Annotated in this window: 14 protein-coding genes; 10 read left to right on the top strand and 4 right to left on the bottom strand. The window is 57.3% G+C overall.

Annotated elements, in window-relative coordinates; all coding sequences use genetic code 11:
• Positions 1–3: 3 nt before the first annotated feature.
• From M5M_RS10220 to M5M_RS10210, 3 genes are read left to right on the top strand one after another with little or no spacing between them, the layout of a single operon-like run.
• The gene (locus M5M_RS10220) at positions 4–2,424 is read left to right on the top strand and encodes a DUF4861 family protein (RefSeq protein WP_016389338.1); all 2,421 of its coding nucleotides are present in this window, start codon (positions 4–6) and stop codon (positions 2,422–2,424) included.
• Between the two features lie 18 nt (positions 2,425–2,442).
• Entirely contained in the window at positions 2,443–3,309 is an 867-nt protein-coding gene (gene kduI, locus M5M_RS10215) for a 5-dehydro-4-deoxy-D-glucuronate isomerase (RefSeq protein WP_015047409.1), read from the top strand.
• Positions 3,302–4,090 carry a gluconate 5-dehydrogenase gene (locus M5M_RS10210; protein ID WP_015047408.1) on the top strand — a complete coding sequence of 263 codons (789 nt, stop codon included), beginning with the start codon at positions 3,302–3,304 and terminating at the stop codon, positions 4,088–4,090. The genes kduI and M5M_RS10210 overlap by 8 nt, the downstream gene beginning before the upstream one ends.
• A gap of 286 nt (positions 4,091–4,376) precedes the next feature.
• Here the strand turns inward: M5M_RS10210 and M5M_RS10205 are convergent, their stop codons facing one another.
• Both M5M_RS10205 and M5M_RS10200 read right to left on the bottom strand, forming a co-directional pair.
• Complete coding sequence (locus tag M5M_RS10205) at positions 4,377–4,910, bottom strand: YgjV family protein (protein ID WP_015047407.1); 534 nt, start codon at positions 4,908–4,910, stop codon at positions 4,377–4,379.
• A complete protein-coding gene (locus M5M_RS10200; protein WP_015047406.1) occupies positions 4,907–5,836 on the bottom strand; it encodes a sugar kinase in 930 nt (309 codons plus the stop codon). Before M5M_RS10200 ends, M5M_RS10205 begins: the two co-directional genes overlap by 4 nt.
• Positions 5,837–6,182: 346 nt before the next feature.
• Here M5M_RS10200 and uxaC point away from each other — a divergent pair, with 346 nt between their 5' ends.
• Positions 6,183–7,598: a glucuronate isomerase gene (gene uxaC / locus M5M_RS10195; protein WP_015047405.1), complete on the top strand. Its 1,416-nt coding sequence runs from the start codon at positions 6,183–6,185 to the stop codon at positions 7,596–7,598.
• Positions 7,599–7,609: 11 nt separating this feature from the next.
• Positions 7,610–9,088, top strand: a complete 1,479-nt coding sequence (locus M5M_RS10190) for a mannitol dehydrogenase family protein (protein WP_015047404.1) — start codon at positions 7,610–7,612, stop codon at positions 9,086–9,088.
• 324 nt (positions 9,089–9,412) lie between these two features.
• Here M5M_RS10190 and M5M_RS10185 read toward each other — a convergent pair whose 3' ends face one another.
• On the bottom strand, positions 9,413–10,174 hold the full coding sequence (locus tag M5M_RS10185) for a FadR/GntR family transcriptional regulator (RefSeq protein WP_015047403.1): 762 nt from the start codon (positions 10,172–10,174) through the stop codon (positions 9,413–9,415).
• A gap of 276 nt (positions 10,175–10,450) precedes the next feature.
• Entirely contained in the window at positions 10,451–14,092 is a 3,642-nt protein-coding gene (locus tag M5M_RS20995) for a pectate lyase family protein (protein ID WP_015047402.1), read from the bottom strand.
• A gap of 558 nt (positions 14,093–14,650) precedes the next feature.
• Between M5M_RS20995 and M5M_RS10175 the strand changes: the two genes are divergently transcribed.
• The 5 genes from M5M_RS10175 to M5M_RS10155 all read left to right on the top strand — a co-directional run bounded on the left by M5M_RS10175 (position 14,651) and on the right by M5M_RS10155 (position 24,220).
• Positions 14,651–16,396: a pectate lyase family protein gene (locus tag M5M_RS10175; RefSeq protein WP_156025698.1), complete on the top strand. Its 1,746-nt coding sequence runs from the start codon at positions 14,651–14,653 to the stop codon at positions 16,394–16,396.
• Positions 16,377–17,354: an alpha/beta hydrolase gene (locus M5M_RS10170; protein ID WP_015047400.1), complete on the top strand. Its 978-nt coding sequence runs from the start codon at positions 16,377–16,379 to the stop codon at positions 17,352–17,354. Before M5M_RS10175 ends, M5M_RS10170 begins: the two co-directional genes overlap by 20 nt.
• 2 nt (positions 17,355–17,356) lie before the next feature.
• The gene (gene pelA / locus M5M_RS10165; RefSeq protein ID WP_015047399.1) at positions 17,357–18,535 is read left to right on the top strand and encodes a pectate lyase; all 1,179 of its coding nucleotides are present in this window, start codon (positions 17,357–17,359) and stop codon (positions 18,533–18,535) included.
• A gap of 110 nt (positions 18,536–18,645) precedes the next feature.
• Positions 18,646–21,162 carry a fibronectin type III domain-containing protein gene (locus M5M_RS10160; protein WP_015047398.1) on the top strand — a complete coding sequence of 839 codons (2,517 nt, stop codon included), beginning with the start codon at positions 18,646–18,648 and terminating at the stop codon, positions 21,160–21,162.
• A 58-nt stretch (positions 21,163–21,220) separates the two neighbouring features.
• Complete coding sequence (locus M5M_RS10155; RefSeq protein ID WP_015047397.1) at positions 21,221–24,220, top strand: TonB-dependent receptor; 3,000 nt, start codon at positions 21,221–21,223, stop codon at positions 24,218–24,220.
• Positions 24,221–24,238 lie beyond the last annotated feature (18 nt).

The raw sequence follows: 24,238 nt of genomic DNA, 5'->3' as shown, positions 1-24,238 counted from the left end.
CCTATGAGATATTTTCTCGTTGTAGCGCTGGCGATAACTCTGGCTGCTTGTGGGGCTGAGCGCACGCAGGATCAACCGCAAAAACCATCGCAGGCGAAAGCGGCTAGCTTGGCTGAGGTGAGGGTAAGCAACGCCCAATTGGTCGCGCGCAATAGTGAAATACTGATGCTTGATTTTGAGCGTCTGGGCGCAACTCAGGGCCCGCTCTCGGCCTGGCATGAGGGCGCAGAATTACCGTCGCAACTGGTGGATCGCGATGCCGATGGCCGGCCGGATGCGCTGGCGGTAAGCATTGATCTGGCGGCCGCGGCTCAGATGAATTTTTCGGTGGCTGCCACGCCAAGTCAGCTGACGGCGGCAGCACGCACCCAGGCGGAAATTTCCCGCAAGCAGGGCGGCCAATGGCAGGGTAAACAGTATCAGGGTGGTGAGTTTATTAATGTTCCGCGCCTGAAATTGCCGCGACAATATACCGACCATTCCGAATACATCCGTTACGAAGGCCCGGGGATTGAATCCGATCACATCGGCTACCGTGTTTATCTGGATTGGCGCAATGGCTTCGATATTTTTGGCAAGCGCGAATCTGATCTGGTTTTACAACAGGTAGGTCTGGATGGTTATGATTCCTATCACCAGATGGCTGACTGGGGCATGGACCTGTTAAAAGTCGGTCAATCTTTGGGCATGGGTGGCTTTGGTTACTGGGACGGTAAAAACGTTGTGCCGGTGGGCCACACCAGTTCGCGTGAAGCGATCATTATCGACAAGGGCCCGCTGCTTTCCAGTTTTGTTATCGATTATGGTAGTTGGCAGGTTGATGGTGTGACCACAAACCTGCGCGCGCAATTCACCATGACGGCGGGCAGCCCATTGGTGCAGGTGAAGCTGCAATTAAGTGAGCCGGTGCATCCCTTGGTGATTGGCCTGGTTAAATCGGAGGCCGCACCTTTGGTGCAGGGCGATGACGATATCACCGGCCACGCTTATACGGCTGTATCCACCTGGGGCAAGCAAAGCCTGGCGGGTGATGATCTGGGCATGATGTTGGTGTTCAAGAATGCCTTGCGCACTGAACAGACCGAGGACGATAAAAGCTGGCTGAGTGTGATGCGCGCGCCCAGCGGGCAACTGGAATACTATTTTGGTGCCATCTGGTCGGGTGGTCCCGCCGGTATTGCGGATAAAATTGCGTTCGAAGCGGCTGTAGCCGGGTGGAGCGACCGACTCACCTTCGCGCCCCGGGTAGACATTGTGCATGCGGGCAATCCAACGGTTAGCGTAGATAGCTTAACGGCAGATACCGTGCTGTCGCTCGCGCGTGACATGGCCGATACCGAATTGCGCACCAAGGCCTGGCCGCTGCGTTATGGCGGATGGGACCCGGAGCGTGACAGGCCGGCCAAGTGGGAGTACACCACCGGCCTGTTGGCTCAGGCCTTCGACGATCTGGCGCAAGCGGGGCTTGGGCAAAACTATGCGGCTGCAGGCGCTGATCTTGTGGGTTCTTTCGTGGCGCCGGATGGCCAAATACATACCTACAAACTCGACAGTTACAACATCGATAATATCAACGCGGGCAAAATGCTGTTGCGACTGTATCAGCAAACGGGCGAACCACGGTTTGCGACCGCCGCGGCCGAATTGCGCAAACAGCTCGCAACCCATCCGAAAACGTCCAATGGGGCTTTCTGGCACAAGAAAAAGTACCCGGGCCAGCTGTGGTTGGACGGCGTGTATATGGGTATGCCTTTCCTCGCACAATACAGCCTGATGTTTGAGCAGGGTGCCAGCCTCAATGAGGCCGTGCACGAGTTTGATGTGGTGAATGAAAAACTGAAGGCTGCCAACGGTTTATTGCACCACGCCTGGGATGAAGAACGTGCGCAAACCTGGGCCGATCAAACCACCGGACTATCGCCGGAGTTCTGGAGCCGGGGCATGGGGTGGTATGCCATGGCGCTGGTGGATCTGCTTGAGATTCTGCCGGATGACAAGGTGGCAGAACGCGAGCGTTTGACAGCCTATCTGGTGGAATTTCTGTCAGCCATTAAGCCCCACCGTTCGCCGGCTGGTGTTTGGTATCAGGTGATGGATAAGCCGAACGCACCAGGTAACTATGAGGAGGCGTCGGCGTCGTCCATGTTTGTGTACGCCCTGGCTAAGGGCATTAATCTGGGCGTATTACCGGAAAGCTATCGCCCTTATGCGTTAGCGTCCTATCAGGGTGTGGTGAATCAATTTGTGAGTCGCGACCCCGATGGTGATGTGCACATTAACAATATTTGTCAGGTGGCCGGCCTGGGTTTTGGTCGCGATGGTAGTTACCGCTATTACATGAGCGAACCTGTGGTGGCTGATGACATCAAAGGTCTGGCACCGTTTTTAATGGCGAGCGTGCAGATCAGCCGCCTGCTGCAGTAAATATCAGAGGTTATTTTTATGTCCAAGGTAAACACAGAAGAGCGGTTTGCAGTGCACCCCGACGCCTACGAGCGTTTCACCATGGCCGAGCTGCGCAAGCATTTTCTGGTGGCGGACTTATTTCAGCCCGACAGCCTCAACCTGACCTATACCCACTACGACCGTTTTGTGCTGGGCGGAGCTATGCCGGTTTCGGGGCCGTTGGAATTGGTGGCGCCGAATCAGTTCAAAGCGGCACATTTCCTGGCGCGTCGTGAGCTGGGCATCATCAATGTGGGTGGTGCAGGGCGTGTGATTGTGAATGGCGAATCGATTGCGCTGGATTATAAAGAGGCGTTGTACATCGGTTGCGGTGATCACACGGTGGTTTTTGAATCCGCGTTTGCAGCTGAGCCGGCTAAATTCTATCTGAATTCCACGCCGGCGCATCAGGCTTTTCCCGTGCGCAAGGTATCGCGCGCAGACGCCGATATCGTGCAAATGGGCAGCCTGGAAACCAGTAATGCGCGTGCTATCAATAAGCTGTTGGTCAACAGTGTGTTGCCCACCTGCCAGTTGCAGATGGGTATGACGGAGCTTCAGCCCGGCAGTGTGTGGAACACCATGCCGTGCCATACCCATAGTCGCAGAATGGAAGCTTATTTCTATTTTGAAGTGCCGGAAGATCAGGCCATTTGTCACTTTATGGGCCCAGCGGATCAGACCCGCCATTTATGGTTGGCTAATGAGCAGGCGGCGGTGTCGCCACCCTGGTCCATTCACTCGGGCGCGGGAACCAGCAACTATGTGTTCATCTGGGGAATGGCGGGTGAAAACCTCGACTACGGCGATATGGACCACATAACCCCTACCATGCTTGCCAGCGGAGGCTGCACCCATGAGTGAGCTGTTTGATCTCGCGGGTAAAACTGCGTTGGTGACCGGTGCCACACATGGGTTGGGCATGGCGATGGCCATGGGTCTGGGCAAGGCCGGTGCGCGTCTGGTAATTAACGGCGCGTCATCCCAAACAAAACTGGATGCCGCTGTCGCAGCTTATCGCGATGCGGGTCTTCAGGCAGACGGACTGTTATTTGATGTCACCGATGAAGCGCAGGTGAATGATGCTATCGCGCGAATTGAGTCAGATTTTGCACCTATCGATGTGCTGGTCAATAACGCCGGTATTATCAAGCGCATCCCGCTATTGGAGATGCCGCTTGCCGATTGGCAGCAGGTGATCAACACAGATCTCACCAGTGTGTTTCTGGTGAGCAAGGCTGTGGTGCCCGGCATGATTCAGCGCGGTGGGGGCAAAGTTATTAATATTTGCTCCATGATGAGCGAGCTGGGGCGTAATTCGGTAGGCGCTTACGCCGCGGCAAAAGGCGGCCTGAAAATGCTGACCCGTAACATGGCGACGGAATGGGCCAAACACAATGTGCAGGTCAATGGTATCGGTCCCGGCTATTTCGCCACTTCGCAAACCGAGCCCATCCGGGTGGATGGTCATCCCTTTAACGATTTCATTATCAGCCGCACACCGGCCGGCCGCTGGGGAGACCCGGAGGATCTGCAAGGCGCCGCTGTGTTTCTCGCTTCGCGCGCTTCAGATTTTGTATCGGGTCAGGTGCTGTACGTGGATGGCGGAATTCTCGCCACCATTGGCAAGCCCGCCAACGAATAATCTCGCCCTACTTTGGCCCCGGTTTGGGGCTTTTTTTATTCCGATCCGGACTTTGGGTGGCGATTCGGCAGCGTAGATTGGTTTAGTCAGTGCCTGGCGCTTGACTAAGTCATTTCAGAAGTTTTCGATTAGGCACGATCAAGATTTGTACTTCGGGTGGCGACTCGTCAGAGTAATTTGCCGCTCAACGATACGTCCTGTACCGATTCGCTCTCACCACATCCCTGTGGCTTGCAAATTACTCTGACGAGTCGCCAAACGGAGTGCTGCGGTTGGAGCGAGCTTGTCAGACTCTTTGGCCGGCTTGTAACTGTTTTTCCGGCGATTGCTTGTTTGGAGTTGTGTTTTGTATCCGCACGATGGTCCGGAGATTAACGCAGATCAGCGTTAGCTCGAGCAATATGCCGCCAATAGACCCAGCGGCAATATTATTGCCCAGCCAGAACAGGGCGCCGAGTAAAAACGCCACGCGCATGGCAATTCCCTGTAAGCAAAACAGTGCGTAGCTGCCGATGCAGCTGCCTACCAGCGCGAGCCAGTGATGGGGCGATTGAATCAGCGGCACGCCCAAGGCCAAAGTGATGCCCATAAAACCGAATGCCAATGGCAGGCCACGAAAGCGCAGGGCCAGGCCTGTGCGTAAGACCGACAACGCCGAACCGAGTGCTGCGGTTTCCGCGCCCAGTAACCAGAAATGCGGCACATTGTTCAGGTTCATCACCAGCATGGTGAGTTTGAGTTTGCGATCGTCGCGCTGATAAAAGCAGGCGATTCCCAAGGCAAAGGTAAATAGCCCCAGCAGTTGACCCAGCCATATCATGATTGCTGGCTGAGATCCTGGTGGCTGGTGTTATATGCATCGCGATCCACTATGGCGCCCTTGTGTTGAATCACGGCACCCGCGCACAGGGCGCCCGTCCGCACGGCTGTAGCGCAGTTGGCCGACATCAGGCGCGCAGACAAATAGCCCGCATTGAATGAGTCGCCGGCGGCGGTGGTGTCAATGACGTTTGATACTTTCACCACCGGGCACGGCTGCCAATCGCCACCTTGTTCGCTCACCAGCGCGGGCTTGGCCCCGCGTTTCACTACCAGTTCGGTGAGTCCGAGCGCGCGCAAACGCGCGAGGCTTATGGCCTCATCTGCCTCTCCCCATAAAAGCTGTTCGTCATCCAGCGTCAGCAAGGCGATATCAGTCAGCTGCAGGCACTGGCGAGTGGTGTTTTGCGCGGTCGCCTGATCCGGCCACAGGCGGGGACGGTAGTTACTGTCGAAGGCCACCCGGCCGCCGCGGGCGCGGTAGTCGGCCAGTTGTTCAAATAAATGTGCACGGGCCTCAGGGCTGATGATGGCGAGGGTAATGCCAGAAAGGTAAATCATGGCGTGCTCGAACAGGCCGACGGGAGGCTGAACTTCGCTGAACAGCAGCCGCGCCGCCGACTGGTCGCGCCAGTAGCTGAATTCCCGCTCGCCATCGGGCAGATTGTTGATCATGTACAGGCCTGGTAGTCGTATAGGGTGCCGGGAGATCAGTTGGGTGTTTACCTGTTCGTGCGCGAGTTGCGCCAGGATCGCATCGCTGTGGCGGTCCTGGCCCAGGTGCGTGCAGTAGCTGACCGGAACGCCGTGGCGGGCGAGGTAAATAGCGGTATTGTAGGTATCGCCTGCGTAACCCAGGCGCAGGGTGGGCGGATGGAGTGGCGCCAGTTCAATCATGACCTCGCCAATGGCGGCAATTCCTTTCATTGCATCCTCTGAATACAGTTACCGGTTGAATGATGTGAGCTTACCATTTAATATTAAATTGGTCATGCCAAAATATGCTCATGCGGATAATGCAGCGGTGAAACCATTCTCCCTGCGCCAAGCTCTCGGGTCTGCATACCCTGTCTGGCATGCCATCGCACCTCTTGCATGCCCTCGGTTGAGGGCTTTTTTTATGGGTTTTTCGCCTCTGGCAGGTTTAAATGCCAGTTCTTGGTTGACATTAAAGCTGGCATTGGCGACTATATTGGTCATACCAAATAGCTTGACCGGATTCGGTTGCGCCCACTCTAGATAAGATACGTTCGATAAAAAGGAAAGGCTGCTAATGTCCAAGCCACTCAACTTGAATCCAGACCGGTTATTTCCCGCCGAGCCCGGTGTCAGGGCCATTGCGCGTCGCCTGTATGAAACGGTTGCCGGTTTGCCCATTATCAGCCCGCACGGCCACACCGACCCGGCCTGGTTTGCCACCAATGCGCCCTTCGGGAATCCGGCCGAATTGCTGATTATTCCCGACCATTATGTGTTCCGCATGCTGTACAGCCAGGGCATCGCCATGGAGTCCCTGGGGATTCCCACGAAAGATGGCACGCCGGTTGAAACTGATCCCCGGAAAATCTGGCAGTTGTTTGCCGATAATTACCACCTGTTTCGCGGCACGCCGTCGCGCATGTGGCTCGATCATGTGTTTTCGGAAGTGTTTGGTCTGACGGTGGCGCTCAGCAGTGAAACGGCCACGCATTACTACGACCATATTGATGCGGCATTAAAAACCGAGGCGTTCCTGCCGCGCAACTTGTTTGAGCGATTCAATATTGAAGTCATCGCCACCACCGAATCGCCATTGGATGAGCTGAAACACCACCAGGCGATTCGCGCCAGCGGTTGGGGCGGGAAAATCATCACGGCGTTCAGGCCGGACGATGTGCTCGATCCGGAGTATGAAGGCTTTTCCGACAACCTGCGCAGGCTCGGCGAGCTGGCAGGTGAATCGGTGGAGACCTATGCGGGTTACCTGAATGCCCTGCGTAAGCGTCGTCTGTTCTTCAAGGAAATGGGCGCAACCTCCACCGACCATGGTCACCCTTGTGCGACAACCGCTAATTTGTCGCCCGCGGAGGCTGAAGCGCTTTATCTGAAAGCCCGTCGCGGTGAATGTTCGCCCGAAGAAGCGCGAACCTTCCGTGGTCAGATGCTGACTGAAATGGCCGGCATGAGTATTGACGACGGCCTGGTGATGCAGATTCACCCAGGTGCGTCGCGCAACCACAATGCACAAGTTTTTCAGCGGTGGGGCAGGGATAAGGGCGCCGATGTGCCCTCGCAAACCGAATACGTCAATGCGCTCAAACCATTGCTGGATAAATACGGCAATCACCCCAAGCTGGAAATTATTCTGTTTACCCTGGACGAAACCAGTTACTCGCGCGAGCTGGCACCGCTGGCCGGTCACTACCCAACCCTGAAGCTTGGGCCATCCTGGTGGTTTCACGACAGCCCCGAAGGCATGCGTCGCTTCCGCGAGCAGGTGACGGAGACTGCAGGTTTCTACAATACGGTTGGCTTTAACGACGACACGCGCGCCTTCTTGTCTATTCCTGCCCGTCACGATGTGGCGCGTCGCATGGATTGCGCTTTCCTGGCCGAGCTGGTGGCCGATCATCGCATCGATGAAGACGAGGCCGTGCAGTTGGCTGCCGATCTCGCTTATCACTTTGCCAAAAAAGCCTACAAGCTGTAGTGGGAACGGTTATGCAACGCCTGACAAATGCCCAGTTGGATGATTTACCCATCGGTATCCGGGCGCCGGCCTATGCACGCGCCGGGGTGACACCCGGTATTCTGCACTTGGGTGTGGGCGCGTTTCATCGCGCGCACCAGGCCGTGTATGTGGACGATATTCTCGCCGCCGGCGACACGAGCTGGGGCATTGTGGGTGCGAGTTTGCGCAGCCAGTCTGTGCCCGATCAGCTGAATCCGCAGCAGGGTCTTTACAGTTTGATGGTGCGCTCGGCGGGCGCTGACGACGTGCGCATTATCGGCGCCATTGATCGGGTCTTGCACGCGCCCACCGAGCGGGAAGCGTTGCTGGATTGGATTGCCGATCCGCGTATCCGCGTGGTGACGCTGACCATTACCGAGAAAGGTTATTGCCACGATCCGGCCACCGGTAATCTGTTGGCGGATCACCCCGGCGTGATCGCCGATCTGGCCGATGCCTCGGTGTCGGTCACGGCGCTGGGGTATCTGTGCGCCGGCTTGCAGCGTCGCAAGGCACGCGGCGCAGGCCCGGTGACCTTGCTGAGCTGCGATAATCTGCCCAGCAATGGCAAAACCCTGGCGCTAGTGTTGAGCCAGTTTTCGCGCGATTACGATCCGCAATTAGCGGAATGGCTGAATGATAACGTCAGCTTCCCCAGCAGTATGATCGACCGGATTGTGCCGGCCACCCGCGCCGAAGATTATCAGCAGTATGCCCAGATGGCAGGCTTCGATGATCAGGGGCTGGTGGTGACCGAGCCCTTTACCCAGTGGGTAGTGGAAGACAATTTCATTGCCGGGCGCCCTGCCTTTGAAACCGTTGGCGTGCAGATGGTGACAGATGTGGAGGCCTATGAAGACATCAAGCTGCGCTGCCTGAATGGGGCCCATTCGTTGCTGGCCTACGCGGGCTATCTGGCCGGCTGTAAGACCATCGCCGAGACCATGGCTCAACCGGCTTTTCAGCAATTGCTGACCGCCTTCTGGCGCGATGAAGTGACGCCGCAGGTGGAGGTGCCTGAAGGCTTTGATCTGCATGCCTATCAGCAGGAACTGGCACAGCGCTTTAAAAATCCCGCACTCAAACATACCACCTGGCAAATCGCCATGGACGGTTCACAAAAAATTCCTCAGCGTTGGCTGGCTACCTTGCGCGGTCAACTTGAGGGCAGTGGTTCTGTGCGTTGGCTGAGTTTTGGTCTGGCCTGTTGGATGCGCTATGTGGCGGGTTTCGACGAGTCTGGTCAGGTGATTGACGTGCAGGACCCATTGGCAAAAACACTGGCGCAGATTGCGCGCGAACAGCGCGACGATACACGCGCCTGGGTGTCGGCAATTCTCTCGGTGACCTCAGTGTTTGGCGATGACCTGAAAGCCAATCACCGGCTGCAGGTGTCTGTTGCGGATTGGTTGGTGGCCATGCGCAGCCAGGGCACGCTGGCTGCGTTGAGCAGGTCATTGAAAATCTAACGCTTCCCCAGGGAACCTCTGCATAACTTTGATGCCGCTCTGGCCTCCAGCAAATTTTTTGTGCAAGGCGCGGCTTCGAAGGCATACCGGGGTCTGTCGAGAAGTCGCAACACTGAACAAGGAATTTGCTGGAGGCCCCGAAGGGCGATACCTGTAGCCGTCATCCTCGGCGTTGAGCTTTTTGCTAAGGACTATGGCCATTAGCTGCAAAACTCGTCTTGAGGCTAACGGCTACAGGTGCCGCAGAGCGGTATCAAAATTATGCAGAGTTTCCCTTTTGGAGCGCCGCATGGCGCTCTGCTTTTTTTCAGTTGAATACTGTGTTTATTTTGCACCTAGCGCGATCAGTCTTGCACGGTTGTTCGCGCTCTTTTTGCGCGCTTCTTCCACGGCCTCTGCTTCGGTGGCTTCAAGCAATTGTTCGACCACGGCGGTGAGGTGCGCGCGCATGGCATTTTTGGCTTTGTCGCCATCTTTCTGCTTGAGCGCCAGGTAAATGTCCTTGTGAGCCTTTACGCGGGTTTTTGCACCGGCGGCGCGCACCCGGGTGACAATGGCTTCGGGCAGCGGCGAGCTGTTGCGCAGTTTCCACAGGTGTTCGATGGTGGATTCAATGGCGGCGTTTTTACAGGCCTTGGCGATAGTGAGGTGGAAGCGGCGGTCGGCACTTTCTTCGGGCGTATCGGACTGGCTTTCCAGTACCAGTGCGTCCAGGCTCTGCTCCAGTTCGGCCAGTTCTTCTTCGGTAATGTGGTGAGCGGCGAGACCGGCAGCTTCGGATTCAAACAGGATGCGGGCTTCCAATACTTCGAGCGCACCCACGTCTTTTTCGCTGGCTTTGACGCCGCCACCGTGACCGGTGATGTAAACACCGGAGCCACCTTTGACTTCCACATAACCGGCAATTTCCAGGGCGATCACCGCTTCGCGCAGGGTGGGCCGGCTGACATTAAAGCGCTCGGCCAGTTTGCGTTCGGCCGGCAGGCGGGTGCCAATGGGGTAGTCGCCGCGGGTAATGGCGTCGGCTAACTGTTCAGCCACTTGCTGATAGAGCCGGTTATCGCCGTGGTGTGCTTGAGTCGTCATGAAGTTTCCTTTTCGGCTGTTGGGCGTCGTTCCGCAAAGAATCTGGTTAGTCCATCGTGCAATATTGGACTGGCCTTCGGTCAGACAGATTTCCTTATTTTGGCAGAATTTTGCCGTGAATTGGTAAAAAAATCGGGGTCAGATACACATTTCCTCAACGAGAGCCACCAGAACCACCCAGACGACCGTGGAAATGTGTATCTGACCCAATTTTTAAAAAAGCCCCGCCATGGCGGGGCTGGGAAGGGCCTGTTACCAGGCCGGAGACAGCGACTGTTACTGGCAGCCCGAGGGGGCGGCCGCAATGATGCTGGCCGTGTCGGCGGCGTAGCCGCTGACGTAAGGGGTATGGCCACCCTTGCCCGCGGTGGCAAAGGCGTAATTGGCCAGATCGGACCCTGCGGCGAACCGGTAGGCATTGATGGTGTTCTGCGAACTGCCATCGTAGGCGCTGAACATATTGGGCGTGCTGCCATGAGAGGCGGTCAGGTCTCCGGGGCTGCCTTGCGCCTGGCACTGGTCATCGGCATACCACACAAAGCTGCGTTTGATTTCCAGTCCGCCTTCGCGGAAATCGCGCAGCAGGGTTTCTACCCAATCGTTCAGATCATCGCCTTTGCTGTTATTGACGTTGTTCAGGAACATATTGTCCTCAAACAGCACCCGGCCACCCACACGCACGCTCAGTAGGTCTTTGCGATAACCATAAAACACATTGTTGAACATGTGTGACTGACCGCGCCGGATCAACGGCACGCGACGCAAGGTGTTGTACGCGTTGTCGCCAAACTTGTCGTCGGTGGTGATGAACAGGTTGTTGTGCATGGTGCTGGTAATCTGTTCGTTAATGGTTCTGCTATCACTGGAACCGTGCAGTGCCGCGCGTTTCACATTGACCAGTTTGTTGAAGGAAATGGTGAGATTGTAGGCACCGACTTTTACATCAAAAGCGGAATCGCCCGTGGTGTCGAAGGTGTTCTGGTGAATCCAGATGTCGTGTGATTCGCCAGTGGAGCGGATCATATCCGGGTCGAGATTGTGGTCTTCCGTGTGACCCACGCCTTCAAACCGGTTGTTGGTGATGATCACATTGCGGCTTTGGTGCGTGCTGGCACCGCTGGAATCCGCCCCGATTTTAAACCCGCTGAAAATAAACGTGGCATTGGTGCCGCGACCATCGATGGTGGTGTTGGACTCAATCAGTTTATTTTTCAGTGCGTTCAGGCTGCTGTCGTTTAACCGGTCATTGAAAAAGGTTTCCAGACAGCTGGCAGAGGATACGCCGTGATTGCTGCACCAGAGTTGCGGGTCGCGGCACTCCGCCGGACTGGCGCCGCCCAAGGCAGACAGGACATCGGCGTCATCACAGCCTACCCGGTACATGCCCAGTTCGGTGCGATTGGCAAAGTCATCCTTGTCGAACACGATCCAGTTGTAATCGGGCGTGCTGATGGCGTTCAGGATTTGCTGCTCGGGTGAAACGCTGCCGCCCTGGGTGATGACCACCAGATTGCTGTTGCCGAGTGGGTCATAACCACCAGTGGCATTGCTGCCAAAGCCCACCGGGCGACCGAGTGAGGTGGCCAGGCAGTGAACGATTTCCTGGTCGGTGGTGAGGCTGGGCGACTCGCGCCAGTTCATGTTGGGATTGGTCAGCAATTCCGAGCAAGCCGGATCACCGCCATCGCCAATGGGTGGAATGCCGCCGTTGCCCGGATCGGTTGGGTCGCTGGGATCAGTGGGTTCCGACGGGTCAGTGGGATCAACCGGGTCGGTGGGATCGGTGGGTTCTGTTGGATCGGAGGGGTCTACAGGGTCGGGCTCGGTAGGCTCGGGCTCAACCGGCGTTCCGCCGTTGGTGCTGTCGCCCGGTGCGCAATCGCCCGCCGCCGGTGCCAGACCGGTAATGCTGACCTGATCAATGTTGGCCAGACCGCCACTGGTTTCGGCTTCGATGCGCAGGCTTTGTTCGCCGCCGTTCAGTGCCAGTACCAGATTGCCGGCGTCGGACCAGCTGCTCCAGCTACCGGTACTGGAAAAGCCAAGGTTGCCCTGTTGCTGGCCGTTAACCAGAATCCGCGCAGGTCGGTCGCTGGCGCCATTGGCGTAGCGCACATTGAGTTCATAGTAACCCGCTTGCGGCGCATAGATTTCGTAATCAATGCCGGCGTCGGTGGCATTGGTGGTGTTGGCGTAACCGCTGCCGTTGTAACCCGCGTGCTCGTTTTCCACGGCACCTTCAACGGCACAGAAACCGGCTGCGTTTTCCTGCACGGTAAAGGTGGTATCCGGTACCGGCGTTGGCGTCGGGGTTGGAGTAGGCGTTGGGGTCGGCGTTGGGGTCGGCGTTGGGGCTGGTGCAGCTGAGCCGGCATAAGTTTCAAATTCCGCCACTGTAGCCAGGCCGCTGCTGCTCAGAATTTCAAAGTTGACTTTGCTGAGGCTGGTGCTGGAAAAATTAATGGCACCTGCACCCGAGCCGGTAGCCAATACTGTGCCGTTATCATTGTTGACCAGCTGCCAGCTGCCGATGTTGCCTTCAAAGCCGGCGGCTTCGCGGATGATCACGCTGCTGATGGTGGTGTCGCTGCTCCATTTCACGGACACGCGGCCGGTGCTGCCGCTCGGTGCCCAGTAAGTGCTGAGATCGCCGTCGCGCACATTGCCGTAGCTGGTGCCGCTGGCTTTGCTGGAACCGTCTGAGCCGGCACCGATGCTCAGGTTTTCACCGGTGGGCGTTGGCGCTGGTGTTGGTGTCGGGGTAGGAACCGGCGTTGGTGTTGGCGCCGGGGTCGGAGTGGGCGTTGGTGTTGGCGCCGGGGTCGGAGTGGGCGTGACCGAACAGCTGCCATCGGATTCCAGCATGCCGGTGCCGGCACCCACGGTGGAGGTCACAATCTGCGGTACACAGTGGACCTGATCCAGCGTGTAGCTGTAGGGGATGCTGATGCTGGTGGTCGACACCGGATTGGGGCCGGCGGGGAACCACTTGTCCGAATCGCTTTGCTCCCAGACTACGGTGTCGGGATCAAAGTAGTTGCCGCTCACGTCCCAATAGCCCATGTCGGTGGTGTAGAAAGTGCCGAGCGGGTTGTGGGCGTTTTCAAAGTAATTGTTGTCCACTTTGATCTTGCCGCCAATGCGCGGGTTCAGGCCGGACTTGATGATGCCGTTGTAATAGTTGTTGTAAGCATGGGCGGTACCGTGGCGCAGCAGCGGCAAACGCGAGTCCATGTTTTCGTAATAGTTGTGATGGAAGGTGACGAAGGTATTGGTGTCGTCACTGTCGCTGGAGCCCATGAGTCCACCGCGGCCGGAATTGCGGTAGTGGGTGTAGGACACGGTCACGTATTGTGTGGTCGCCTTCATGTCCAGCAGCGAATCATAGCCATCGCTTTCGCCGCCGGAGGCTTCCAGCGTACAGTGGTCAACCCAGACGTTATACACGCCGGATTCCATGCCGATAGCGTCGCCACCGTTCGACGTAGGTGAGCCGGATTTTTTCACGTTTTTGATGTGCAGGTTTTGCAGCACGATGTTGGACGTGTCGCGCAGATGAATGCCGATCTGGTCGAATACGGCGGCATTGCCTACGCCAATGAGTGAAATATTTTTCACGCCTTTGAACTGGATTTCTTCGGCGGTGGTATCGCAACTGCCGGAATACTTGGTGGTGTTGGCGTGGTTGATGGTGCCGGTCACGTAGATGGTCAACGGCGTGTCATCGCTGGCGCGGTTGCACATGGCGGCATTAATTTCGGCGCCGGTGCTGGCGTACACCACCGCACCACCGGCACCACCGGTGGTGCCGCCATTGAGGGTGGCGTAACCCTGTACTGCGGCGTGAGCCTGCGGCAATGCCGCCAGGCCCGCAACCGCAATGGATGCTGCAAGCATTGTCTGGGAAAGGCGTTTCATTGTTTTTTCCTGCTTATTATGGCGACGGGGCGGGCATGGGATGCCGTACCGGCAATCGCGCTGATTATGGTTGTGTTGCACTGTGACCATGTACCTCGGCCCGGGCGGGCCTCACGGCAGGTGCTGTTGCCGTCATCGAGGTACATCGAAGATGACGGTTCGCTCTCTCACTCTCTTATTGTTTGGTTAGTCCAAAATGGTAATCTGGTAAGCCATTTGGTAAGGCCATAATAGTCAGCATTTACCGGTCTGTAAATCCAGAATGGCCCGTAAAAACGCGATCCAGTGCTGGTTTTAGCCTTTTGGCGCCCTTGTCATTGGCTTTGTCGCGATTCCCTTCGGTTCGTCGTTCGTCATCTGGATTTCGTCATAACCTAATGAAATAGTTAGAAATATTTACCTTTTCTCAGGGGCGGGCAGTTGCGCTTGCCAGGATTTTGCCCGCCTGACTGGCACGTTTGTTCGAGGTATGGCCAAAAAACGCTTATTGGTAATATCAAATTGATGTATTCTGTCTGCCAAATAACTAAATTACACTGTGACTGGATGAAGCCTTCGATGAAAGCAGTTAACTACTTGGGTCTGTTAGCCTGTACGGCAGCATTAATGGCGTGTGGGGGTGGTGGGTCGTCTCCCGGTGTGCAGCCGGCGACGCCCTCGCCGACCCCAACGGTGACCCCGACACCAACCCCAAGCCCCACGGTGACACCAACTCCCACACCGGAACCCAGCCCGACCCCGGGTGCCACCGATGGCGGTTTTGCCGGATATCAGTTTGCGCTCACTGGCGGCGCGGGTGGTTTGGTCTATACGGTGAATAATGGCAATGACCTGCGCGCCAAACTGGCTGAGGCCAAAGCCGGCAGTCAGCCCATTGTGGTGTATATCGATGGTGTGATTACCGATGCCAACAGTGGAGGGCAGGGCAAGGATATCGAGATCAAAGACCAGGATAATGTGTCGTTGATCGGCGTGGCCGATCGCGCCAGCTTTGACGGTATCGGGCTGCACATCCGGCGTTCAAAAAATATCATTGTTCAGAACCTGACCTTCCATGAGCCCTGGCCCGGGCAGGAGCGGGACGCCATTTCCATCGAAGGCGATGACGATGGTTCAGTCACCGGGCATATCTGGATTGATCATTGCGAGCTATACCACCAGCTCACCAGCGACAAGGATTATTACGATGGTCTGATCGATACCAAGGCGGGGGCTTATGCGGTAACTGTTTCTTACAGCTATTTGCATCATGCCCACAAAACCTCGCTGCACGGATCATCCGATACCGATACGGTACCGAACGCCGACCGTTTTCTCACCTTTCACCACAACCGGTTTGAACACCTGACTTCGCGCGTGCCGCTGTTCCGTCACGGCAAGGGCCATGTGTACAACAATTATTTTAACGAGATCAGCTCCACCGCCATTAACTCGCGCATGGGCGCGGAAATACTGGTGGAAAAAAACGTATTCGAAAATACCCAGAACCCGGTGGTGTCATTTGGTTCGTCCAGTATCGGTTACTGGAATCTGGTGGATAATCTCATGGGACCCGGTGTGACCTGGAGCACGGGTAGCCTGGATGCACACGCGCAAAGCGGCGAATCCACCTCAACCTATACGGTGCCCTACAGCTACACCGCCGACAGCACCGATGGCCTGAAAGAATACATTCTGGCCAATGCCGGGGTGGGCAAACTGGATCAGTCGGGTCTCGATATTCCGCCGCCGGTATCGGCGCCACCTGTGGATGACGGTGGTGGCGAAGAAGGTGAGCCCGTCGCCTCGCTGACCTTGCCGTTGAGCGAATCTTTTACCACAAGTACGGAAGCGTTTTTCACCGCCAGTTACAAATCCCTGACTGGCAGTGCCGGCACCGGTACACCGCTTTACCATCGGGTGACCGGCAGTGCGGAGATTGTGGATGGCGCGCTCAGTTTAACCGGCGCACGGGTCAGTGTTGGGAACAGTACGCCCACCGTCAGTACCACCGGCAGCGATCAGCAAACCACTGGCGTGTTGCCGCTGGTTGCCGACTATCGCGTGAGCTTTAAGGTGGTGAGTGTGGCTGGCGATACCAGCAAGGCGTTCATGATTTACGTGGACAACAATACTGCCAGCAGCGCCAACTCGTTGTGGGGCGGTGCGTCAAAGTTCTATTCAGTGGCGCTTAATAGCCTTGTGCCCGGCCAGACGTATCAGGTGTCGGGGTTGTTGGCGTCGGCTAATTCGTTCCTGACCCTGCGCACGGAAAGTGCTGCGACTATTGTGCTGGACGATCTGGTTGTTGAAGCGGCCAATTAATCGGCGCCGGGTTGGTGTTGGCTTGTTGCTGGGCTGCCTGATGGCCGAGGCGGCCTTAGGCAGCTACTCGCTCAGCACTGCTTTTGAAAAACACAGAGCCGACTACCCGTTTATTGTGCCGGTGACCTTGCAGGCCAGGTCGGAGCTGCGCCATTGGCCGGCGCAGATTTATGCCTCGCCGGACGGCGAGCCGCTGCACATGGATGTATTTGCGCCGGAGGATGCAGGCAGTTATTCCGGTGTGTTGCTGGTGCATGGGGGTGGTTGGCAATCCGGCACCCGTGCATTGCTGGCGCCGTTGGCGCAAGCGCTGGCCGCGCGAGGCCACGTAACCGCCACGATGGATTATCGCCTGTCGGCCCGGGCGCCATTTCCCGCGCAGGTGCACGATGTGTACGCCGCGCTGGCGTATTTGCGAGCGCATGCCGTGACCTATGGTCTTGATGGGCAGCGATTGGCGCTGGCGGGTGCGTCGGCCGGCGGTCAGCTGGCGGCTCTGGCTGGACTGGCGGTGAGTGAGAGTGAATTAAATCCCGCGCAAGTGGCGGCGCCTGCAGCGATTATCAATATCGATGGTTTATGGGATTTTACCGACCCGCTGGCTTTGCCTTACGAAAACGATCCGTCGCGTGCGCGGACGGCTGCCGGTCTTTACCTGGGTGGCCGGTTCGAGCAACAGTCCGCGCGTTGGCAGCAGGCCTCGCCGCTGACGCACCTGCATGCCAATGCGCCGCCCATTCTGGTTTTTACCGGAAGTGCGCCGCGTTTCAGTGCCGGCGTGGCGCGTTTGCAGGCGCAGGCTTTGCGGATTCAACTTTCCGTCACGCGTGAATCGGTCGCGGGGCCGCACAGCTTCTGGTTGTTTGAGCCCTGGTTTTCGCCCATGGTGCAGTGTATCGAACAATTTCTATCGCAGCAGGTGTCGCCGTTACCTGCAAAGACTTTTTCCGAGAACTGAGTATGTCAAATACCCTCATTGCTGTTCTGGCAGCGCTTATGTCGCTCCTGCCGTTGTCCGCGGTGGCGGCCGAATCCGACGCTGATAAACAGGAGTGGGCGGCCTGGTATCAACGCTCCGTGGAATTGCGGCGCCTGGATCAGCGCGCCATGGCCCGCGAGCTGGCGCAGGCCGGCAGGCAAGTACCGATCAAGCCTGTGCCCCACGACAAATTTGGCTTCGATCCGGACCAGCCGGTCGGTTTCTACAGCACTGACGCCGGCCGCCGTGTGGCGGACATTGTGCTCAGTTATCAAACGCCCTCGGGCGGTTGGTCCAAACGGGTGGATATGAGCAGTCACTTCCGGCGACGTGGGGAGGCGTTTGGTTTAAGCAAGGGCTATCAGCCCACCTTTGATAACTACGCTACCAGCACCCAAATGCATGTGCTGGCGCGCGCTTATGCCGCCACCGGTGAGGACAAATACCGCGCGGCTTTCCGGCGCGCACTGGATCTGATTCTCGACGCCCAGATGCCCAACGGCGGCTGGCCGCAAAGCTACCCGCTCGACGGCGGCTACCACAATCTGATCACTTACAACGATAAAAGCCAGGTCAATCTGCTCGAGCTGCTGAGGCCAGTGGTGGAAGCCTCCGCACCCTACGATCTGGCCACTGCAGAGCAGCGAAACCGGGCCGCCAATGCATTGATCAGGGGCGTGCAATGCTTGTTGATCACCCAGGTGGTGATCGGGGGGGAGTTGACCATCTGGGGTGCGCAGCACGACCCCTTCACACTTGCGCCCGCGGCGGCGCGCGCGTTCGAGCCGGCGGCGCTGGCCTCGCAGGAAAGTGCCGAAATCCTGTTGTTCCTGATGGATTTGCCGCAGCCGCCCGCGGCGGTGGTGCAGGCGGTGGAGGCGGCCATGCGCTGGTTCCGTGCCAGGCAGCTGGCTGGTGTGCGCTGGGACAAGCTGAAGGGTGAGCTGGTGAACGATGAATCGGCCAAACCGCATTGGGCCAGATTCTATGATCCGGTCAGCCAAGAGCCGGTGTTTGGTGACCGCGATGGCGCCGTTTACACCCAGGTCAGCCAGGTTTCGCTCGAGCGCCGCCTTGGCTATGGCTGGTATTCCACCGCGCCGGCCAAGCTGGAGAAGGCCTTCACGGCCTGGAAGCAGACGCTTGCACAAAAACCTTGATTTGGTCTTACCAATATATTTATTATGTCCTTCCAAAGTGGTAAGACCGTGCCACCGCTGCCGGTAGCCGCAGAAGCTAACAATAAAAATACTCAGAGAGAGGAAGAGCAATGAACGTGAGGCTCAGTGCAGCATCCCTGTATTTGTTAACCTGCCTGACCGCCTGTGGCGGCGGGGGCAGTGACCCAGCCGGCAGCGGCGATGTGTTGGCGGTGCCACCCGCCACCAGCGGTGGTTCCGGTGGCGAAGGCCCGGTAGAAGCCGATGCCATTATCCTCAGCGAAAACTTCGGCGACGGGCAGTTCAGCAATTTTGATGCGGCTGACACCGAAGCGTTTTTCAGCGAAGCCTACAAAGCGCTGGCTGACGCCAATCCAAACGATACCAAACCCTCGTTCTATCACCCCACCTGCTGTTTTTACGAAGGCGACGACCCGGCCGGCCCGGTGGCAGTGAATCTGGAGCAGATGGGTATTGTGAGCGATAACGGCAACCCGGCCATGTTGCTCAATACCGGCCGTTTCAGTGCCGGCCAGAACCGGCCTGATCTGACCGGTACCGACCCGAAAAAAGACAGCACCACCGGTGACGATGTGGCCACCTGGGGGGAGCTCAATCTGAGCCAGCCTTACCGGATCTCATTCTGTGTAAAAGAGACCAGCGGCAGCCGCAACATGCAGGTGTATGTGGATAACAACACCTCCAGCGAAAGCAAATCCTATTGGGGCGGCGGCAGCCAGGGCTCGCGCATTTTCAATGTGCCTGCCGATCAATTGGTGGCCGGCAAGCGCGTGCAGATTAACGTGCCTGGTGACATCCTGCTCGATCCGGAAGCGACGCCGGTGGATGTGCGCCCCGTGCAGGTGGGCAGCAGTACCTCTTTCCTGCAATTCCGCGTGGAAGGCGGCAGCTCGGTCATTTTTGACGACCTGCTGGTGGAGCCGCAAACCGAAGACGGCCAGGCCGATCTGCCGGCCTGTAATGTGTTTGTGCCCGCCACAGCGCCGGACGCACCCGACGCACCGGCCGTTACCGCGGGCGATGGTCAGTTGACGGTGAGCTGGCTGGATGTGCTGGGTGCCACCAGTTACGACCTGGCCTACGGCACCGCGGACGATGTGGCCAGTGCCACCGTCGTGTCCGGCGCTGTAAGTCCTCAGGTGTTGGTCAGCCTGGCCAATGGCACCGAGTATTTTGTGTTCCTGCGGGTTAACAATGCCGTGGGTGCGGGCGAGTGGAGTGCGTCGGGTTCTGCCACGCCGGTAGCGCCGCTCGGCTGTAATCTCACTGCGCCCGGCGACATCACCACCAGCATTGCCTGGAGCGCATGGGACGGTTGTGTTTCGCCGGATACCAGCGGTGCCCTGGTGTTAAAAGCCAACACCACCGGTTCGCTCAGTTATGGCACCGATGAGATCTTGTTCGGCGCCAATAACAATGGCACTTCAACGCTGGATACCACAGCGGATTCCGGTGCGCGCAGTAAAGGCGACATCACGGGTGTGGTGGCCGATGCAGACGGTTACCCGCAGTATTTCACCCTGATTGCACGGGTGGATGCCTCGGCCAGCACCGCGCGCGGTCTGGAAGCGGAAGTGGTGTTTGCGGCGCCCAGCGATCAACGCGCCAAGTTGTTGCTGCGACCCGATCAGGGCAGCGATGGCCGCATCCAATTGGAAAAAGTGCTGGCAGGTGATGCCACCGCGCAAGCCGATCAGACCATGACCGATGACTATCACATCTATCACTTGAGCTATACCTTGCTCGATCCCACCGATGTGTCGGTGGTGGACGGCAATAATCTGCTGATCAGTGTGTACCGCGACGGCGTGAATATTTCCGATCAGTTTACCGGTACGCCCGGTGATACGGTCATCGCGGCAACCGGCCGTTCAGGCGGCGGTGGTGCCAACCGCATGCGCATCGGTGAAGATTCATCCTCTGGTTATTTCAGTGTGGTGGACTGGATATTGTGGAGCAACGCCCAGTCAGTCGCCGAGATGACGGCGGACGATCTGGTGGGTGAGCTGCCGGCGTCCATTGGTGAGTTGGGTTTCTATGCCGGCGCTTCAAGTTCAGCTGTGCTGAGTGAAAGCTTTGATGCAGCAACCGATGGCGATGCCAGCACCAGCGACTTCTTTACTGCGGGCTATAAAAGCATCAGCAGCGATGCCGCCAAACCCTTCCACAACTCCACCGGCGGTGGTTCGGGTACCGTGTTTGCGGGCGGCAGTGTGAGCCTTGCCAATGCGCGTTTCTCGCTCGGTGATACTGACCCGGCGACCGATACCGCTGATACCGACACCGTGACCCGCGGTGATATTGACCTGAGTCAGCCCTATGTTGTGCGTTTCGATGTCACGGTGAATCCGAACCCGGCAGCGGACGACGGCAAGTGCCAGGTGTATGTGGATAACAACACCTCAAGCTCGAGCAAATCCATTCATGGCGGCAGCTCGAAAATATTCGAGAAATCCGTAGGCATTATTGCCGACGGCGATCAGGCCACAGGCACTGTGACTATCGCGAGTAGCGTCGGTACTGCCACCTCCTTCTTGCAGGTTCGTTGCGACAGCAAGCTGGATAACCCCATCACCATCGACAATCTGGTTGTTGAATACCAGTAAACGAGCGCGGGCCGCCGCGCGGCCCGCCCGACAATAATCCAGAGGTGAAAAAAATAAAATGAATCAACACAAGTTGCATAAAAAACTCCTGCCCTTGGCTATCGCATTGATCAGCGCCCAGGTGTGCGCTCAGAAGGCAGAAAACAATCAGGAAATGACCGGCCAGGGCCTGGAAGAGGTGGTGGTTGAAGGCATTCGCGCCGCCGACGAAAATGCGCGCGAAGCCGAACGCAATAAAGATAACTTCAGCTCCGTGGTGACCCAGGACGATGCCGGTAACTTCTCGGCCCAGAACGTGGCGGAGCTGTTACAGCGACTGCCCGGCATTACCCTGCAGAAAGGTGAGGGCGAAGGTAAGTTTGTCAGCCTGCGCGGCCTTGGCCCGGGCATGGTGAATGTGCAAATGGATGGCGGTGCCATCGCCAACGCCGGTGGCGGCAGCAATGGCGACCTGGAAGACCGCGCCTTTTCGCTCGACAGCCTGCCTTCCGACGTGCTGCAAAGTATTGAAGTCAATAAATCACTGACGCCCGACATGAACCTGGACGCCATCGGAGGCTCCATCAACGTGCGCTCCTTGTCGGCGCTGGACCGCGGACGCGACAGCCTGAAGGTCAGCCTGCAGGATTACTACAGCAGTCAGGCATCCAGCCATTCGCCGAAAATTACCCTGCAGGGCACCAATCTGTTTCTGGATAACACCCTGGGCGTGGCCTATACCGGCTCGTGGGAAAAACGCAAAACCCAGGGTTATCAGTCCAAGCACCACGACACGACCCTGCCGGTGTATGCCGAAGCGGGCGGCGTGCGCAAACTGATTCCTTGGGAATTTACTAACTACGAAGAAAACGCAGAGCGTGAGCGTATAACGGGCCTTGCAAACATCGAGTACGCGCCCGATGTGAACAGCCGCTACTACGTAAAACTCAATCACAGCAGCTACGCCGACGACGATATTGCCCTGCGGGAATATTACCGGTTTAACTACGACACCGGCACCGACAAGGTGTACCTGGACCCCAACAGCAATACCTTTGGCGTCAACAGTGTGGACCTGCAGCAACAGTACTTTATCCAGGAATCCAAGGTGTCTACCAACACCCTGAACCTTGGCGGTGAAAACCGCTTTGCCGATGTCTGGCAACTGGACTACAACCTGGTGGTGTCGCGCAGTAAAGACGAAAAACCCGATGGCCGCCGCGTGCAGTTCCGCTTGCGCGATCTGAGTTCGGTGGGCAGCTTCGGCGAGGAGTATCTGAATGGCCAGATCATATCCGGGCCTCAGCTGGATGAGCTGATTGCCACTGGCGAAATCACCTCCGGCGCGGTATCTAACCCCAATGGATACCAGTACGGCGAGGTGGACCAGCCCAACCTCGGTTACGACAACCTGTTTCTCGAAGACAGTGTGCGGGAAGACGCGATCAATCAGTTTTCCATGGACTTGCGCCGGGACTGGACGGACGGTGGTTTCATCAATTACGTAAAGACCGGTGTAAAACTGCAGCAACGCGACCGCAGCAACGATAAAAACCGGGCCAGTATTGTGCCGGGCGACCGTGCGGTTGCCGGTTGTGGCGGTGATCTGGAATGTGTGGCATTGGCCGGTGCGCGTCTGGGCGAGTTTAATGTGGAACGGCCGGACAATACCGCTTTCGATCATTCCTTTATTACCCGCTCGGAAGCTGAGCGACTGATTGCCGCAACCCGCGCCATCGGCGATAACTACGACCCGGAAGAGCGTGAGGTGGATTCCACCAAGCTCGACTACGAGCTGAGCGAAGACACCTCTGCCGCTTACCTGATGGCGGAATTCCAGGTGGCCGATGGCGCAACCCTGATTGCGGGCGCGCGTTACGAGCGCACCAAATTCAATTCCACCGGCTACATGGCCATGCGTAACGATCGCAACGAAGATTCTCAAGGTCTGGAATCGTTGGATATTGCTTTGCCCCTGGAAGATACCGGCAATGAGTACAGCAACTTTCTGCCAGCGCTACATTACCGGCATGAATTGAGTGAGCAATTGTTGGCGCGCGCCGCGCTCTGGACCAGTTTCAGTCGGCCGGATTTTGGCAAAAGCCGCGCTTACTTTGAAATCACCGATCGGGTTCAGTTCTGTAATACTGATCCGGCCTATACCGGTACGCCTACCTGTTCCGATCGCCCCGACGATATCGGGTCGGCCGCCGGGGATCTGGATTATCAGGCAGAACATTTTGTGATTTCACCGGATAATTCCGTGCGCATCGGTAATCCGAAACTCGCGCCCATGAAAGCCACCAACCTGGATCTTTCTCTGTCCTGGTACGGTGACGACGCCTTTTTACAGGCTGCGTTGTTTTACAAAGACATCAAGGACTTTGTGGTGGATGCCAACGGCGTGGATGTGAATATCGCCAATGATCTGCCGTTCACCTTGCCGGTGGATCAGGTCACCATGTTCCGCATCCCCGAAGATACCACCTTCACCAATGCTCGTACTTACCTCAACGGCGAGTCGGCCAAAGTCTACGGTGCCGAGCTGAGTTATACCCAGTACCTCGATGGTCGCTGGGAGGATCATTCGGTGGGGCGTTGGTTGGATAACCTGTTCCTGCAGGCCAACCTGACGTTGCAAAACAGCGACGGCGATGTGGGTGAGTCGGTGCGCGCGGATAACATCCGCCTGCCTGAAACCGCCAATACCGCAGCGAACCTGACCCTGGGTTGGGAAGACGATGCCGTGTCGGTGCGACTGATCGGTAATTACACCGGCGACATACTGAAGCGTATCGGCGCCTGTACCGTGGCGGATAAGCAGGCGGATGCCGTACTTGGATACGCACAGAACTGTCAGGACTGGGCCGATGTCTACCAGGCGGCAGCACTGACCTGGGACTTCAAAGCCACGTGGAAAGTGACAGATGGTGTGCGGGTCTACTTCGACGCCATCAACCTGACCGACAATGTGGATCGCTACTACTACGAAGGCAATGCCGATTCAGGCGGCACCATGCTGTTCAACGTGGAGCAATACGGACGCGGTTTCCAGATGGGTGTGAATCTGGATTTCTGAGTGAGCCGTTGATACCAA

The organism is Simiduia agarivorans SA1 = DSM 21679, assembly GCF_000305785.2.
Lineage (GTDB): Bacteria > Pseudomonadota > Gammaproteobacteria > Pseudomonadales > Cellvibrionaceae > Simiduia > Simiduia agarivorans.
Note: the sequence above shows the minus strand (reverse complement) of the source record. Positions and strands in the feature narration are given on the sequence as shown.

Excerpts from the sequence above, each read along its gene's own strand:
- M5M_RS10220 (WP_016389338.1), top strand. The coding sequence starts at position 4 with ATGAGATATTTTCTCGTTGTAGCGCTGGCGATAACTCTGGCTGCTTGT.
- kduI (WP_015047409.1), top strand. The coding sequence starts at position 2,443 with ATGTCCAAGGTAAACACAGAAGAGCGGTTTGCAGTGCACCCCGACGCC.
- M5M_RS10210 (WP_015047408.1), top strand. The coding sequence starts at position 3,302 with ATGAGTGAGCTGTTTGATCTCGCGGGTAAAACTGCGTTGGTGACCGGT.
- M5M_RS10205 (WP_015047407.1), bottom strand. The coding sequence starts at position 4,910 with ATGATATGGCTGGGTCAACTGCTGGGGCTATTTACCTTTGCCTTGGGA.
- M5M_RS10200 (WP_015047406.1), bottom strand. The coding sequence starts at position 5,836 with ATGAAAGGAATTGCCGCCATTGGCGAGGTCATGATTGAACTGGCGCCA.
- uxaC (WP_015047405.1), top strand. The coding sequence starts at position 6,183 with ATGTCCAAGCCACTCAACTTGAATCCAGACCGGTTATTTCCCGCCGAG.
- M5M_RS10190 (WP_015047404.1), top strand. The coding sequence starts at position 7,610 with ATGCAACGCCTGACAAATGCCCAGTTGGATGATTTACCCATCGGTATC.
- M5M_RS10185 (WP_015047403.1), bottom strand. The coding sequence starts at position 10,174 with ATGACGACTCAAGCACACCACGGCGATAACCGGCTCTATCAGCAAGTG.
- M5M_RS20995 (WP_015047402.1), bottom strand. The coding sequence starts at position 14,092 with ATGAAACGCCTTTCCCAGACAATGCTTGCAGCATCCATTGCGGTTGCG.
- M5M_RS10175 (WP_156025698.1), top strand. The coding sequence starts at position 14,651 with ATGAAAGCAGTTAACTACTTGGGTCTGTTAGCCTGTACGGCAGCATTA.
- pelA (WP_015047399.1), top strand. The coding sequence starts at position 17,357 with ATGTCAAATACCCTCATTGCTGTTCTGGCAGCGCTTATGTCGCTCCTG.
- M5M_RS10160 (WP_015047398.1), top strand. The coding sequence starts at position 18,646 with ATGAACGTGAGGCTCAGTGCAGCATCCCTGTATTTGTTAACCTGCCTG.
- M5M_RS10155 (WP_015047397.1), top strand. The coding sequence starts at position 21,221 with ATGAATCAACACAAGTTGCATAAAAAACTCCTGCCCTTGGCTATCGCA.